Genomic DNA, 17180 nt, shown 5'->3' with positions numbered 1-17180 from the left:
TCATCGGCGGCCCTGTGCTTTCGCGTGTCCCCTGCCGGCCGGGATCAGACGTGGGCCTGCGTCTGGGCGTGGCTGTTGTCGATGATCATCTTGATCACGTCGTCGCCGGCCGTGAGGTTGCCGCCGGTGTCCTTGATCGTCGCGACGTTGGTCCAGCCGGAGCCGGCGTTGATCTGCAGCGTCAGGTCGCCGTTGTTCAGCACGCCGCTGCCGTTGGCCGAGGCCAGGCTGGTGTGCCCGCCGCTGTCGACGAAGCGCACCGCGTCGGCATGGTTGCCGGACACGCTGGCCAAGAGGCCCGAGAGGTCGATGACGTCGCCGGACGTGCCGGTCTGGAAGTCCAGGATGGTGTCGAGCCCGCCGCCGGCGAGATCACCGGCGTTCCACTTGAACGTGTCGGAGCCGCTGTTGCCCGTGAGCTGGTCGGAGCCGGCGCCGCCGATGAGAACGTCAGCGCTGCCCGATCCATTGATCGTATCATTGTAGTTCGAACCGATCACGCCTTCCATATTCTTGTAGCTGTCCGTGCCGAGACCAGGAATGGACACATTCGTGGCGGTCGAGCTTTGAGTCAGCGTCAGCGTAAAACCGGCCGTCGCATCCGAGAAGTCGAGCAGGTCGATCCCTGCCCCGCCATCGATGGTGTCGTTGCCGCCGCCGCCGCGGATGATGTCGTCGCCATCGCCGCCATTGATCGCGTTGGCAGCACTGCTGCCGATAAGGATGTCGTCGCCCGAGCCGCCGGTCACGCGCTCGATATTGGCGATCGAGCTGAAGCCGGTGGCCGTGCCGGCGCCGAGATTGACCGTCACGTCCTCGCTGGTGATGTAGGTCAGGGTATCGCTGCTGCTGCTGCCGAGATCGGCGGTCACGGCCTCGATATTGCTGAGCTTGGTTCCGTTGACGTCGGTGATCACGCCGCCGGCAACCGTGACATAGATCAGATCCTGGGACGACGTCCCCTCGATGACGAACGTGTCGGTGCCAATGCCGCCGTCGACGGTGTCGACGCCGTCGTTGACGCCCCAATAGAAGGTGTCGTTGCCGGAGCCGCCGATGGTGACGTCGTTGCCGCTGCCGCCCCGGATGGAGTCGTTGCCGGTGCCGCCGTTGATGTAGTCGTTGCCGGCGCCGCCGAGCAGCGTGTCGTTGCCGCCGAGGCCGTAGATGCCGTCGTCGTCGGCACCGCCGTTGAAGTTGTTGCCGCCGCTCGACCCGATCATCACGTCGTAGCCGTTGTTGGCATTGGCCTCGAGCGGGTTGTCGACCGTGGCGGTGATCGCGTCGCCGTCGTTGGCGCTGTAGCCGGAGAGCCACGGGGCCGAACCGACCACCCACGACTTGTCCGACAGCGAGTTGATGGTGAGGTTGAGCGCACCATTGTCGAGCGCATTGAAGGCCAGATAGGTCGATACGGACGATACCGAGTCGGTGGCCGTGACCTTGTAGACATACAGGCCCGCGTCGTTGTTGCTCGGATCTCCGGTGAACTGATTGCCGGTCCGGTGGATCCAGCTGTCGTCGCCGGTCGAGCTGTAGACGAGGCTGTAGGTGTAGGTGACCGTCCCCATTCCGCCCGAGAACAGCGTCGCCGCGTCCAGGCTGACCACGTTCGGCGAGTCGCTGTTCTTCGACAGCGCATAGCGTCCGTCGGCGCTCGTGGTGTCCACCACGGCCAGCGGCGCGGGCTCATTCGTGCCGCTGATGGTCACGTCGATGACCTGGCTGGCCGTGCCGTCGACCGACTTCACCGTCAGCGTGTCATGCTTGACGTCGCCATTGTTGAGCGCCTGCACGTTGGCAGCCGAATTGTTCAGCGTATAGCCCCAGTCGCCTGTCACCGCATTGAAGGTGAAGGTGCCATACGTCCCCGCCAGCGAAGCCGGCGTCTGGAACTGGGCTTCTCCGCTATCGACGTCGGTGACCGTCAGGGTCCCGCCTGCCGTCAGCGTGCCGTCCTCCTTGACCGCACCGCTTGCCATGCCCGCGATCGACGCCGCATCGTTGACGCCGTTCACCGTGACGGTGACGGTCTGCATCGTCGTCCCGCCGTGACCGTCATCGATCTTCACCGTATAGGTCTGATCGATATGGTCGCTGGCGCGCAGCGACTGGATGTCGGCGTCATTGACGGCGAACGTCCAGTTCACCTTGTGGCCGGTATTGTCGACCGTGGCGCTGAACGAGCCGTAGTAGTTGCTGCCGGCCGGTGTCGTGTAGGTCACGGTCTGGGCATCGCCGTCCACGTCGGTGAAGGCGATCGCGCCGGACGCCTGCTCCACTCCCGGTGTCACGACCGTGCTGGGCTGCACCGAGATGTCGTCGATGACGGCGCCGCCGCCGCTCGCGAACTTGATGGTGGTCGACGTCGAGGTCGCGGTGAACTGGTAGGTCTGCTCCGTCCAGCCAAAGTTCCAGGCGCTCGTCGTCAGAAGGGTTGTTCCATCAACGGCTGATGTCACGGCCGTACCGTAGGTCATCACGTAGAAGTCGACGGTATAGGTCACGCCGACGACGGTGCTGATGGTCTGGCTCATCGAGCTCGATGCGCCGTAGAAATCGGCCGAGCCGCCGTCCGTGCGGCCGCCCACGACGGTGACGGCATGGGCGCCCCCGACCGTCCACGCATCCAGCGTGTAGAAGTTGCCGTTGTAGTAGCCGAACGAGCCGTTCTGGATCAGGTTGCCGCTCGGCGCCGCATAGGAGGCGTCCTCCGTGACGCTTGCCGTGGTCGTTCCCGCCCCGAAGGTCGGCGCGTGGTTCGGCGCCGTGACCGAGCCGGTCTGGCCGCTGGTCACGTTCTCGGCAAAGCCCTGGCCGTCGGTGTAGGTGACGTTGGCCGAGATCTTGTGGCCGACGTCGTTGGAGCCCAGCGTGTAGGTCGAGCCCGTCGCGCCGTTGATGACGGCGCCGTCGCGCAGCCAGTGATAGACGACGTTCGACGCGGCACCATCCGGATCGCTGCCGAGATTGGCGGTCAGCGTCTGACCTTGCGTCGCCGTGCCCGACACCGTCACGCTCGCAGCGCCGTCATTGACCGGCGTGATGGTCAGCGTGAAGGCGTCCGAGACTGCATATTCGCCGTCGCTGGCGTAGACCGTGACGTTGACCGTGCCTGCGAAATTGGCGGGCGGGGTGCCGCTGAAGGTGCCGGTCGTGGCGTCGAAGTGCAACCACGCCGGCAGGTTGCTGCCGTCGCTGAGGTTCGCCGACAGCGTCAGCGGGTTCGCGGTGCCATCGAAGCGGCCATCGACATCGGCAAACGTGTTCGACGGGATGGTGAAGCTGAACGGCTGATCTTCCGCCGAGCTGCGGTCGGTCAGCGCGTTCTGCAGGACCGGCGCGTCATTGTTGCCGAGGATCTGGATCGTCACCGTCTTGGCGGTGCCGTCCTCCGTGTAGACCGTGAAGCTGTCGGTCAGCGTGGTCTCGCCTTCCTTCAGCGCCTGGATTCTCGGGTCGTTGTTATAGATGCCGTAGGTCCATCTGCCATCGCTGCCGATGTCGTACCAGCCGTAGCCGTTGGCCGTGTTCGAGGACGTCGCCTGCCACACATCGTTGTGCCCGTCGACGTCGGTCGCATTGAGGTCGCCGCGGGCGATGCCGTAGAGCGGGCTGCTCTGGCTGTTGGCGATGCCGCCCTCCTCGGCGACGGTGCCGGTGGCGTCACCGCTGATCACGGCCGCGTCGTTGACGCCGATGACCGTGATCTTGAGCGTCGCGGTGTTCGACACCGCGCCCGACGGATCCTTGTCGGTATAGGTGAAGGTGTCCACCGCGGGCACGCCCGCCGCCAGCGCATCGGCCTTGTCGGCGACATAGGTGTAGGAGCCGTCCGAATTCAGCGTCAGATGGCCGTAGGCGCCCTCGATCGAGGTGCCGACGCCCGCCCCCTGCGTCACGCTGCCGGTGCCAGCCACGACGCCGGACACGACGAGTGAGCTGACGGGGTTGTCGACGTCGCTGTCGGCCACCGAGCCGCCGGTCGAGCCGCGGATCACGCCGTTCGCCGCCGAGATGTTGAGGCTGCCATCCTCCAGCACCGCATGGGTGTCGGAGTTCGCCACCGGCGGGTGGTTGGCGGGGATGACCTCGACGCTGACGGTCTGGGTGGCACTCAGATTGCCGCCGCCGACATTGCCGTTGTCGTTGATGGTGATCGTGACCGACCCCGGATGGTCGCTGTTCGGGGTGAAGACGGCAGAGGCCAGATAGGTGTTCAGATCGCTGATCTTGAACCCGCTCATCGAGAGCGTCTGTTCAGCGTTGAAGACGCCGAGCGACGGAATGGACAACGTGCCGCCGGAGATGTCGAACCTCACGGACTCGACGACATCGCCGTCCGCGTCGGAGAAGGTGATCGCGTTCGCTCCGGTGAAGGCGAACGAGGCGCCTTCATTGGCCGTCACATGCGTCGGGGCATGGATCTCCGGCGCATCGTTCACCGGCGCCACGTTGATCGTCAGCGTGCCGGTGTCCGTCTGTCCGGCCGCATCACGCACCGTGTAATCCACGGTATCCGCGCCATAGAAGTCGGCCTTGGGCTTGTAGACATAGGTGCCGTCGGCATTGAAATGGATCGTGCCGCCCTTGGCCGTCGTGAAGTCACCCGCCACCACGCTCAGCGTGTCGCCCGTATCCGGGTCGCGGTCGTTGTGCAGAACGCCCTGCACCGGATTGGACACGGTCAGCGTCGTGTCCTCGTTCACGCTGGCCGTGTCATCCACGGCCGTGGGAGCATCCTCGATCGGGTTGATGTTGATCGTGATCGTCTGCGTCGCGCTCAGATTGCCGCCGCCGACATTGCCGTTGTCGTTGATGGTGATCGTGACCGATCCCGTCGCGTCGTTGTCGGCTGATGGCGTGAACACCGCCGACGCCAGATAGGTGTTCAGGTCGCTGATCTTGAACCCGCTCATCGAGAGCGTCTGGCTGGCGTTGTAGACGCCGAGAGACGGGATCGCGAACGTGCCGCCGGAGATGTCGAACCTCACGGACTCGACGACATCGCCGTCCGCATCGGAGAAGGAGAACGCGTTCGCGCCGGTGAAGGCGAATGGCGTATCCTCGTTCGTCGTCACCTGCGCCGGCGCATGGATCTGCGGCGCGTCGTTGACCGGGGTCACCGTGACATCGATCGTCTGCAGTGCGGTGTTGACGACGTCGGTGTGGACGTTGCCGTCCGACAACGTAGCCTGGTCGGTAACCTCCGCGACCACCGACAGCGAGAACGTGCCGTTGTAATTCGCGGGCGGCGTGATCTGCAGCGGATGGCTGTCGAACGCGGCGATCGCGGCGGCGCTATCGATCACCCACTTGCCGGCGTCAGCGCCGGTTCCGGCATGGCCGACCGAGAAGGTCGCGCCGGCCGGATAACCTGTAATAAGCAGCCGCAGGCTTTCGGAGCCGTCGGTGTCGGTGACGGCGGCACTGATGAGCTTCAGGTTGATCGTGGTGTCCTCGGCACCCGAGGCCGGGCCGAGATCCATGAAGCCCAGCGTCAGCGCGTCCGCCTTCGGTGCGACGTCGACCGTGACATGCGCGGTCGCGGTCCCGCCATCGCCGTCGCTGACCGTGTAATCGAAGCCGGCAACGCCCGAGAAGTTCTTGTCCGGCGTGAACACCGGATTGCCGTTGGAGAGCGAAACGGTGCCGTGCGTCGCGTTCGACACGCCGCTGACGGTCAAGGTGTTGTTGTCGACGTCGGTGTCGTTGTTGAGCAGGCTGAGCAGCGCGTTGACCGTGAGCGGGCTGTCCTCGCTCGCTTGCACCGCGTCGTCATGAGCCACCGGCGGCGTGTTGAAGACGCCGGTCAGCGTGCGCGTGCCGTCGGTGAAGGCAAAGCTCTCATAGTTCGTGAACGTATCGGTCAGGCCGTTGTGGGTGACCTGCACGCCGATCAGCGTCACGCCGTCGGTGGCGAACACCTTGGTGTAGGTCGCCTCGGCGAACTTGAAGCCGAACTTCACGGTGTCGGTGTCAGATCCGCCGTCGGACACAACGCTGGTGTTGCCGGCAAACCGGAAGAGATCCAGCGTGTCGTTGCCGGAGCCACCGTTGAACACGATGGTCGACGGCGCGATCGCGGTGCCGCTGATATCGGTGATCGTCACCGTGTCGCTGGCAGTGCCGCCGGTGATCGTGATGCGCTCGATCTCGTCGGCGCGGATGGTCGCTCCGTTCGGACCGTCATAGCGCACCAGAATGTCGGTGGCGTTGCTGGCGGAGGGATCATTCAGCGTCGGATTGATCTCGGTGCCGGTCGAGGTCTTGCCGATGGTGAAATTGCGCGCATTTCCATCGCCCGTGATCGCGAGCACGTCGTAGTTCGGAAAGGTCGTGCCAGACTCCGAGCCGCCGTCGATGACGTCGCTGCCGTCGCCCACCGTGTAGAGGAAGGTGTCGTTGCCGGCGCCGCCGAACAGCCGGTCGCCACCTCCTCCGCCGATGATGATGTCGTTGCCGGCGCCGCCATACAGGACTTCGCCGCCCACGCCGTTGCCGCCGACCAGAATGTCGTCGCCATTTGAGCCGTGGGCCTCGGTCACGCCGCCGAGCTTGTCGGTGCCGACCACCTTGTCGGTCACCGCGGCGCGGTCGGTCACGCTGTGAGCCCCGACCGTCTCGCCGAGGACCGTCGCCGAGCTGTCGCCGAGATTGACGAACACAGGCGAGTTCGGCGCGTCATAGCGAGTCGTCGTCACCGTGCCGGCAGCATCGACCCGGACGGTGAAATTGTTGGTGAAGACGTCATGGTCGCGATCCTCGACCGCGAAGGCGAAATTGATGTCGAGATACTGGTCGGCCGCGCTCGAGGTCCCGATCGGCGCGGGGTGATCGAGCGGCTGCAGCAAGGTGAAGTTGTAGGAGCCGGTGCCGGCCTCGGACAGCGTCACCGTGAAGACCGCGGCATCAGCCGCGTTGCCGGTCACCAGACCATTCTGGCCGATGTAGCTGCCACCGCTCATGCGATAGGCGGTCAGCGTGGTGTGATCGGCCGATATGACGTAGGTCAGACCGAAGCCGAGCGAGGTCAGCCCGGAGAGCTGGTGGTTGGCCGCATCGTAGGCGCGCACTGGCGACGCGCCGAGGAAGGTCACCGACGGACCGGAGCTGTCGCCATCGGCCCCATAGGTGATGCGCAGATCGACCGCGCCGGTCGAGACGCTGCCGGCTGCCTCCGAGATCGCGACGGTGTCGACGTCCTGCGACTGCGGGCTGTCATCGTTGACGGTGATGATGATCTGATCGTGCAGCGCAACGGAATCGCCGTCGGAATCGGTGGCGGTCACCGCCGTCGACAGGTCGAGCGTCAGCGTGTTGTCATGGCCGGTGCCGACATGGTCCAGCGCGCCCTTCAGACGGAACGAATACTGGCCGGTGTTGGCATCGACCTGGAACTCGAAGATCGTGACGCTGCCAGCCTTGGCGATCAGCGTGTTGTCGACTCCGATGCTGTAGGTCAGCGCCACGCCGCCCGACGTCAGCGACAGCAGCTCGGGCGCGAGGTTGGTCTTCTCGACCGTGTAGGTGCCGGGCCTGTCGGCGCCGAACGACACCAGCGAGCTCAGATTGCCGGTGAAGTAGGAATCGTTGCCGTTGCCGTCGCCGTTGAGGTCGCCGCCATGGTTGCCGGTCGCGGTCACTACCGTTCCGTTCGGCAGCTCGCTCTCGTAGACTGCCGCTCTCAACACCGTCGCGGTCGCGACGGGGGTATCGTCATCGATCGTCACGGCGAATGACGAGCTGGCGCTGTCGCCATCCGCATCGGTGGCGGTGAAGCCGAAGGTCAGCTTGACGTCGTTCTCGTTCTGGCCAGCCGGATGATCGACGTGCTTCAGCAGCGTGAAGCTGTAGCTGCCTGCACCGGAATCATCGAGCGAGACCTTGAACACCTGGCTGGCCACCGACGGCGGGTTGCCGTTGGTCGGATTGCTGCCGGTGTAGCCATAGACCGTATTACCGACGACCCAGAGCTTGACCTGGACGCCCTCGACCGTCAGCGAGCCCGCGTCCGAAGTGGCGTTCTGGCCGTTGGTGATGCCGCTGAACGCGACCGCGCGGTTCACGCTGCCGCTGTTGTTGTCGTCGGCGCCCCAGGAGATCGCCAACGAGCCGTTGGCCGTGACATTGGCACCGGCGACGTCGCCGGTGGCCGCTCCGGTGTTGCCGCCGGAAAGCCCATCCTCGTCGACGGTCCCGGCATCAGCCGTGCCGATCGCGGGCCGGCCGTTGTCGTCATTGATGGTGACGGTGAAGTTGCCGCCGGAGGCGGTATCGCCATCGGCATCGGTCGCGGTGAAGCCGAGCTTCAGCGACAGTGCATTGGTCTGGCCCGAGCCGACGTGATCGACATTGTCCAGGAGCTCGAAGGTGTAGCTGCCGGAGCCGTCGTCGGACAGCGTGATGTGGAACACCTTGCGGTCGTTCGTCGTGAGCTGGCCGCCATTGTCGTTGGCGACGCCCCAGATCTCGGTGTCCGACACGCGGATGAACTGCACCGCCGTGCCGTTCGACGTCAGCGTCGGGCTGCCTGCGCCGGTGGTCTTGACCACGTCGCCGGTATGGATCGCGCTATCGAACGCGACGCTGCGATTGGCCGCGCCCGAATTGTTGTCGTCCGCGCCCCAATTGATGTTGAGCGCGACATTGGACGCGGTCTGGGTCTGGAACACCTCCGCCCCGGCGGATCCGGTGGTGTTCTCGGTCACCGTCGCTGCGGTCGGCGAACCGAGCACCGGCACGTCGTCCTTGACCGAGACGGTGAAGCTGTTGCTGGACGTGTCGCCGTCGCCATCGGTCGCCGTGAAGCTGAAGGACAGCTTGACGATGTTCTCGCCGCTGCCGGCGGGATGATCGAGGGTGCCGAGCAGCTTGAAGCTGTAGGAGCCGTCGTTCTGGTCGCTCAGCGACACTTCGAACACGCGGGTGCCGTGGGCGAGATCGCTGCCGGTGTAGCCGACCAGCACGCCATTCTCGAAGCTGTACTTCACCGTCTGGCCGTCCGACGTCAGCGCCAGGTTGCGGCCTGCGCTGTCCTCGGCGTCGACATTCGCGCCTGCGCTCGTGTAGCGGAAGCTGACCGAGCGGTCGCCGAGCCCGCCGCCCGAGGTCTTGTTGCTATCGTCGGAGCCCCAGCTGATGTTGAGGTCGCCGCTGACCGCGGTCGGCTCCTTGGAGACATCGGTGCCGCCCGGCAGATCGTCCTCGTCGACGGTCCTGGCATCGCCGGCCGCCGCCACCGGCGCGGTGTCGAGCACCGTGACCTTGAAGCTGCTGGTGACGCTGTCGCCGTCGGAATCGGTGGCCTTGAAGCCGAACGTCAGCGGCAGGCTGTCATCGTTCTGGCCGGACGCCGGGTGGTCGATGTTGTCGTACAGCGTGAACTTGTAGCTTCCATCGCCGCTGTCGGACAACTGGATGGTGAAGACGGTGCGGTGATCCGCGGTGACCGCCGTCAGCAAGGTGCCGTCGCCGGAGATCGTGTAGCTGATCGCCGAGCCGTCGGAGGTCAGGCCCGTGGCGCCGGCGGCGGTCGTGAAGGCCACCGCGCGGTTGTGCCCGACACCCGTATTGTTGTCGTCGGCGCCCCAGGAGATGTCGAGGCGGCCGGTCTGGACCGTCGAGTTCGATGCATCCGGATGGCTGGTGTCGTAGCCGTCGGTCGGCAGGCTGGCCTCGCTGACGGTCTCGTCCTCGGCGCAGCCGACGGTCGGCACGTCGTCCGTCACCGCCACCGTGAAGCTGCTCGCAGCGCTGTCGCCATCGGAATCGGTGGCCTTGAAGCCGAAGCTCAGCGCCAGGCTGTCGGTGCCCGACTTGCCATGATCGAGGTTGTCGAGCAGCGTGAACTTGTAGCTGCCGTCGCCGTCATCGCTCAGCGTGACGGTGAAAACGGTGCGGTGATCGGTGGTGACCGCGCTCAGCGTGGTGCCGTCGGACGAGACCACATAGCTGACCGCATAGCCGTTCGACGTCAGCCCGTCCGGTGCGGTCGTGTTGAAGAACGCCACCGAGCGGTTGTTGGTCGCGCCGGAATCATTGTCGTCGGCGCCCCAGGAAATCGCGAGACGGCCGGTCTGCACCGTCGAGTACGGCGAATCCGGGAACAGGACGTCATAGAGATCGGTCGGCAGGTTGGATTCGCTGACGGTCTCGCTCTCGGCGTGTCCGATCGTCGGGACGTCGTCGACCACGGTGACGGTGAACGTGCTGCTGCTCGAATCGCCGTCGGAATCGGTCGCGGTGTAATCGAAGGTCAGCTTGACGACGTTGCTCTCCCGCCCGGCCGGATGATCGAGATTGCCGAGCAGCTTGAAGGTGTAGGTGCCGGTGCCGTCGTCATCGAGCGAGGCCTCGAACACGCGCTGACCGGAATTGAGGCTGTTGCCGGTGTAGCCGACCAGCACGCCATGATCGAAGGCGTATTTCACCTGTTGACCGTCCGACGTCAGGCCACTGAGGCCGACGTCGCTGTCGTTGGTCACATGGACGTCGGCGGCTGCGTTGGACGTATTGGTGAAGCGAACCGAGCGATCGGCGGCGCCGCTGTCGTTGTTGTCGGCCCCCCATTTGATGTTGAGCGCGCCGGTCACCTGGGGATCGCGGCTGCCGCCATCGTGACCGCCGAAATCGTGACCGCCGAAATCGGGGCCGCAATCGCCACCGCCAGCGTTGAGATCAGCTTCGCTGATGCTCTTGGCCGTCCCGGTATGCGCCTCCGGGCTGTCGTCGTTGACGCTGACCTTGAACGTGCCGCTGACCTGGTCGCCGTCGGAATCCGTGGCGACGTATTTCAACGTCAGCGCGATGCTGTCCTCGGTGTTGGGCACCGGGTGGTCGAGATTGTCGAGCAGCGTGAAGCTGTAGGATCCGGAATCGAGGTCGGACAGCTTCACCGTGAACACGGCGGCATTGGCCTTGTTGCCGGTCCAGTTGCCGTTGCCGTCGATGTAATGCTGTCCATCGAAGCGGTAGGCCGTGATCAACGTGCCGCCTTCGCTGACGTCGTAGGTCAACGCGACGCCGTTCGAGGTCAGGTGCTGCGCGGCGAGCGTGGTGGTGGCGTCGGACGCGAAGGTGACGGCGCGGTCGCCGTTCACCGGGGACGCACCGGTGATCCCGACATTGCCGAGATTGTTGGCGCTGTCGCTGCCCCAGGAGATGCCGAGATCGCCCGTTGCGACGGTGTTCTGGCCGGGGACGTCGCCAGACCCGCCCGCGAGCCCGGTCGGGAGCCCGTCCTCATCGACCACGCCGGTCGCAATCTCCCGGTTCAGCACCGGCGCGTCGTCGTTGATCTTGACCGTGAAGGTGTCGGAGACCGCATCGCCATCCGAATCCGTGGCGACGAAGCCGAGGGTGAGCGTGACGTCGTCCTCGGTGTTGTGGGCCGGATGATCGATATTGTCGATCAGCGTGAAGCTGTAGGACCCCTGCCCCTGGTCGGACAGCGACACCGTGAACACCGCAGCCTTGGCCGGATCACCGGTGGCATGGCCCTCGCCGTCGACGTAGGTGTGATGCGCTTCATCGTAGCGGTAAGCGGTCAGCAGCGTGCCGTCTGGGGACACGGTGTAGGTCAGCGCGACGCCGTTCGACGTCAGATGCTGGCCGGTGAGCGTCGAGATCACGTCGGAGGCAAAGGTGACGGCGCGGTCGCCATTGACCGGCGTACCGTTGATGCCGCCGTCGACATGGCTGTTGGCACTGTCGGCGCCCCAACGGATGCCGAGGAAATCGGTCACCGTCAGATTGGCGCCGGCTGCGTCCTTGCCGTCCGAATAGGAGTTGCCGGGATTGCCGAGACCATCCTCGTCGACCACGGAGTAGCTGACGCGCTCTCCAAACACCGGAGCGTCGTCGTTGACCTCGACATTGAAGCTGCCGTGGATTGCGTCGCCGTCGGAATCGGTGGCGACGAAGCCGAAATACAGCCCTTGATTATCCTCGCTGCCGTGGACCGAATGATCGAGATTGCCGGTGAGATTGAACGTGTAGGAGCCCTGGTCCTGATCCGACAGCGAGACGGTGAACACCGTGGCGCTGGCGAGGTCCTCCGTCGGCTTGCCGTTCGCGTCGACATAGGTCTCGTGGGCGGCGTCGTAGCGATAGGCGGTCAGCAGCGTGCCGTTCTCGGAGACCTGATAGCTCAGCGCAATCCCGTTCGACGTCAGCCCCAGTTCCTCGAGCGAGGGAACGGTGTCGGCGGCGAAAGTGACGGCGCGATCACCCTTGACCGGGGCGCCATCGATGCCGCCGTCGACATGGCTGTTGGCGCTATCGGCACCCCACAGGATCGCGAGCGTCTTGGTCACCGTGAGATCGGCGCCGGCGACGTCGCTGCCTTGCGCATAGCTGTCGCCGGCATTGCCGAGGCCGTCCTCGTCGACCACGCCGGCGCTCGGCGCATCGCCGAACACCGGCGCGTCGTCGTTGACTTTCAGGGTGAAGCTGTCGGTGACTGCGTCGCCGTCGGAATCGGTGGCGACGAAGCCGATGTTGAGCGTGATGTCGTCCTCGGTGCCGTGCACCGGGTGATCGAGATTGCCTTTCAGCTCGAACGTGTAGGAGCCGTGATCCTGATCGGACAGCGCCACGGTGAACACCGTCGCGTGGGCCGAATCCGTCGGCTTGCCGTCTGCGCCGACATAGGTCTCGTGCTCGGCGTCATAGCGATAGGCGGTCAGCAGCGTGCCGTTCTCGGACACGACGTAGGTGAGACCGAAGCCGTTCGAGGTGAGATTCTGGGCGTCGAGCGTCGCGACCACGTCGGCCGCGAAGGTCACGGCGCGGTCGCCGTTGACCGGCGTGCCATCGATGCCGCCATCGACATGGCTGTTGGCGCTGTCGGCGCCCCAGCGGATGCCGAGCGTATCGGTGACCTTCAGGTCTTCGCCATAGGCGTCGCCGTCGTCCTTGTAGCTGTTGCCGGCGTTGCCGAGGCCGTCCTCGTCGACCACCGAATAGCTCGGCTTCTCGCCGAAGCTCGGTGCGTCGTCATTGACCTTCACCGTGAAGGTATCAGTGATGGCATCGCCATCGGAATCGGTCGCGACGAAGCCGATGTTGAGGGTGATGTCGTCCTCGGTGCCGTGCACCGGGTGATCCAGGTTGCCCGACAGCGCGAAGGTATAGGAGCCATGGCCCTGGTCTGACAGCGACACCGTGAACACCACGGCGCCCGACAGGCCCTCGCCTTCCAGCGGCTTGCCGTTGGCGTCGACATAGGTCTCGTGCGCGGCATCATAGCGATAGGCGGTCAGCACGGTGCCGTTCCCCGACACCTCGTAGCGCAGGGCAAAGCCGTCTGAGGTCAGATCCTTTGCCTCGAGCGAGGCCGCCACGTTCGCGGCGAAGGTGACGGCGCGGTCGCCATTGACCGGCGTTCCGTTGATGCCGCCGTCGACATTGTTGTTGGCGTCGTCGGAGCCCCAGCGGATTCCGAGCGTATCCGTGACCGTCAGGTCTTCGCCATAGGCATCATGGCCGTCGGCGTAGCTGTTGCCGGCATTGCCGAGCCCGTCTTCGTCGACCACCGAATAGCTCGGCTTCTCGCCGAAGCTCGGGCCGTCATCCGCGACGTTGACGGTGAAGGCGCTGTTGACGGGGTCGCCGTCGGCGTCGGTCGCAACCACCTTGAAGGTCAGCGGCAGCGAGGCGTCGTTGGCGCCGTTGTGGTCGATATTGTCGGACAGCGTGAAGGTGGCGCTGCCGGAGCCGGTGTCGGACAGCGACACGGTGAAGATGGTGCGTGCGCCCTCACCCTCGCCTGCGGTCGCGATGATCTCGGTGCCGTTGGCCGACAGCGTGTAGGAGATGGCCTCGCCGTTCGAGGTCAGGCCCAGCGCCTGCAAGGTCGCGATCTCGGACGCATCGAACACCAGCGAGCGGTCGCCGTCGACCACGGTGCCGTTGGAGCCGCCATCGACCTTGCTGTTGCCGTTGTCGGCGCCCCAGCCGATGTTGAGGTCCACGCTCGCGGTGGTCGGCTCGAAGCCGTCGCCGCCCACGACCTTGGCGAAGAGCTCGCTCTCGCCGCCGCCTTCGCTTCCGCCGCCGGTGTGCTCGGCGACATTGATCGCCTCGACGGTGCCGGCGACCGGCGAATCGTCGTTGACGCCGATCACGATCGTCACCGGCGCGGTGTCGCCGCTGCCGTCGATGGCGATGACGTTGATGGTGAGATTCAGCGTGTCTTCGGTGCCGAAGACCGGATGATCGAGCGGCTGCAGCAGCGTGACCGTGTAGGTCCCCGCGATCGTCGAGTTGGCGTCGAGCGTGACGGTGAAGACCTGGTTGGCGACGATCGAGGGATCGCTGCCGATATAACCGATCAGCTCCGGCTGGCCGTTGACGGTGGTGATCGCAAAATGCACCTCCTGGCCGCCGGACGTCAGCCCGGCAAGACCAGGCTGTGACGCCGCGAACGCAAAGGCGCGGCCGATCACGTCGGTGCCGAAGTCGACGTTCAGCGAACCGGTGAAGCTCGTCACCGCGCCGCCAATGTCGCCGCTGCCGCCGGGCCGGCCTTCGGACAGGCCGTCCTCGTTGAGCACTACGCTGTCGGCAACGCCGGCGATTGGCGTCGGATTCGGCGTGACCGGGTTGTCGCCGAATTTGGTGGTGGAGTCCTCGGGTCCCAGCAGCCCGAGCGGCGTGCCGACGGTCAGCGGGTCGACCTTGAACGTCCCGAAGTTCGCGCCGGCAGGCACGCCGGGCGCACCGGGCGTACCCGCGGCGGGCAGCACCGACTGGTCGGTGGTGATCGGAAACAACTCGGCGAACTGATCGCCATTGATGATTCGGTCGGGGCCGACTTCGAAGCTGACGTCCTTCAGCGGGGCGCCGTTGGCGTCGAAAACCGGGTCGATCGAGACCGTCGACTGATTGTCGAACAGGATGATCAGGCGGTCGCCGATCTTGACGAAGGTCAGCCGCTCGCTGGCGATATCGCTGAAATCGATCTGGCTCTGGCCGTCGAGATGAACCGTAACGGCTTGGTTGCCCGGCGGTTTCCCGATCTTGAGGTGCTTGGCCGAGGCGCTGGATGGCTGCGTGGACGTGCCGGTCAACTGGGCCAGCAGGACAGGAGCATTCATGCGCCAAAACCTCCAAATATGGGGCGCTTTGGTGGCGCTCCATTTCTATCGTTAAACTATTATTAAACGAGAATACGGGTCAATATTACCGGTTCTTGTTAATCGGATTTTAGGGACTTTGGGTAAATGCAGTCAAGTGCAGCGGCATTTATGAAGGGAAACAAGGCTGTGCCTATGCTTCCGTCCCCCGCGAGGCAGGGGCGGAACGACAAGAATAAATGGAGACAGAGCCCGGAGAATTACTGCTAATTGGCAGTTATTCGATCACACAATACTTGGGGAACAACACGCACGCTGTTGGGAATAAAAGCTTGCCGCCATGAAACGGCCGAAATGGAACCGGCCTCTCGCGAATTATTTGCGAAAGGCAGGAACTATTCTTGAGGAGCGTCGAAGTCGCGGCAGATTGCCTCAGATGCGACTGACCACGCAGGCCACCGGTTCGTATTTGCGGAAATACAACAATGCCTGGTCACCGATGCCATCGAGCCACACGCCGCGGCCCGCATAGCGATAGCCGTCGCCCATCGGGACGAGACGGACCGGAATCGCACGGTGAGGATGGAGGTAGAGTTGCGCGGTAACGATCTCGCCCGGCGCGAGCACGGGACGAGAGCGCAGCACGTAGCTGCCGCCATTCTCGCAGGCGATCGAAAACGCAGCGCCCGGCAGCATCACCGCGTGAGCCTGTGCACCGCCGATGAATCCACCGATCGCCGACAAGGCCAATGCCCCGCAAACCATGACTTGCTTGATATTCACCGCAGCCCCCTGCTCGCCAGCTTCCCTGCGCGCATTAAGACCGCAAATGACCTCGGCTACAAGCCGTTCACCTGCGACATTCAGAGCAGCAGCGGCCGCCCCGGATTCCCGCCGCCGATGTCGGCCTCCGCCGCCGGCGTGACGTCGCTCTCGCTTTCGTGGTGCAGCCGCTCGGCATAGGGCGCAGCGAACAGGCTGACGCCGCGGTGATCGATGGCAAACAACGGCATGAAGGACTGCAGATCGCGGCCTTCCATCAGAGCGGCCCGCCGGTTGTCGAGCACGGACCATTTGCCGTCGAGCCGCACGGCGACGACGGCGTGATCCTGCCGCACGGCGAGGTCTCGGACCAGCAGCAGCTTGAGATCCGATTCGGGCGTCCCCGCCGCCAGCAGCAGCGCGTATTTGGCAATCGAGTAGTCTTCGCAGTCACCGAGTCCACTGCGCAAGGTCTGCAGTGGCGAACTCCAGACGTCCGGCAGGCCGTGTTGCTGATCGTCGCTGACGTAGCGCACCGCCTGGTTGACGCCGCGATTGATCATTTCCGCGCGCGTGCGGCCGTCGCTCACCGCAGACGCCGACCGGGTCAGCGCGACGAAGAGGCGCTCCGAGGCCGAGCAGCGCGCGTCATCGCGGTTGCAACGTTCGACCGAGATCCGCTCGCTCGCCATCGCCCCCTGAATGCCGCGCCACTTCACCCACAGCACACCCTCGGGTGCGCGGAACGTCATCAGGCCGAACGGCTCGTCGCTGGGAGTCGCGACCGCGGGTCCCTGCGGAGCGTCGCTGACTGATCCCGCAGGCCCGGCCGGGTCGGTCGATGCGACTTCCACAGCAGCGGAGGCGGAGCGACGCAGGCCGTCATGCTTGGCAAGCACGGCATTGATGGTGAAGAAACGGACGGGCGGCGGTACCGGCAGCGCGCCATCCGCAGTGCCTTGCGGAGATCTACGATTTGAAGTCTCGGCGAACGCAGCGCCGGCACAACCGGCCACGACCGACAACACCAGCGCAAGTCCCAGCGCGCGCGGGAGAACCCGCGGCCGATCGATCCGCAACATCAGTGACGCCCCGTATGCTCCGGGGCATCGGCCGACGTCATCGCGTCGATCCCTGTCCCGGTTGTTATCGGATCAGGGATAGGGCCGGCGCTGCTGCGGGCCGGTTAAACCGCGGTGATGTTCGCCGCCAAGCTGCGAACGCGACTAATCACGGCCGACCAAATCGCGTCGCATTTGAACGATTCAGATTTTGGCAACGCTGTCCGCCGCACGGGGCGCCCCGGATGAGCGCAGCGGCATTCTGGGTCACACGCGC

The 17180-nt window shown here is 65.1% G+C and carries 3 protein-coding genes; all 3 read right to left on the bottom strand.

Features of this window, described 5'->3' with window-relative positions; genetic code table 11:
* Positions 1-44 precede the first annotated feature (44 nt).
* On the bottom strand, positions 45-15101 hold the full coding sequence (locus ACQR1E_RS20530; protein WP_434897485.1) for a VCBS domain-containing protein: 15057 nt from the start codon (positions 15099-15101) through the stop codon (positions 45-47).
* 411 nt (positions 15102-15512) lie between these two features.
* Positions 15513-15824, bottom strand: coding sequence for a hypothetical protein (locus ACQR1E_RS20525; RefSeq protein ID WP_315749503.1), 312 nt, complete (start codon positions 15822-15824; stop codon positions 15513-15515).
* Positions 15825-15943: 119 nt separating this feature from the next.
* Positions 15944-16924 carry a transglutaminase-like cysteine peptidase gene (locus tag ACQR1E_RS20520; protein WP_315749501.1) on the bottom strand — a complete coding sequence of 327 codons (981 nt, stop codon included), beginning with the start codon at positions 16922-16924 and terminating at the stop codon, positions 15944-15946.
* Between the last annotated feature and the right edge of the window lie 256 nt (positions 16925-17180).

It is taken from the genome of Bradyrhizobium sp. HKCCYLRH1030, from assembly GCF_051168395.1.
Classification (GTDB): Bacteria; Pseudomonadota; Alphaproteobacteria; order Rhizobiales; family Xanthobacteraceae; genus Bradyrhizobium.
This window is presented reverse-complemented; position numbering and strand designations above follow the sequence as displayed.

Coding starts and splice junctions, on each gene's coding strand:
- ACQR1E_RS20530 (WP_434897485.1), bottom strand. CDS start 15,101: ATGAATGCTCCTGTCCTGCTGGCCCAGTTGACCGGCACGTCCACGCAG.
- ACQR1E_RS20520 (WP_315749501.1), bottom strand. CDS start 16,924: ATGTTGCGGATCGATCGGCCGCGGGTTCTCCCGCGCGCGCTGGGACTT.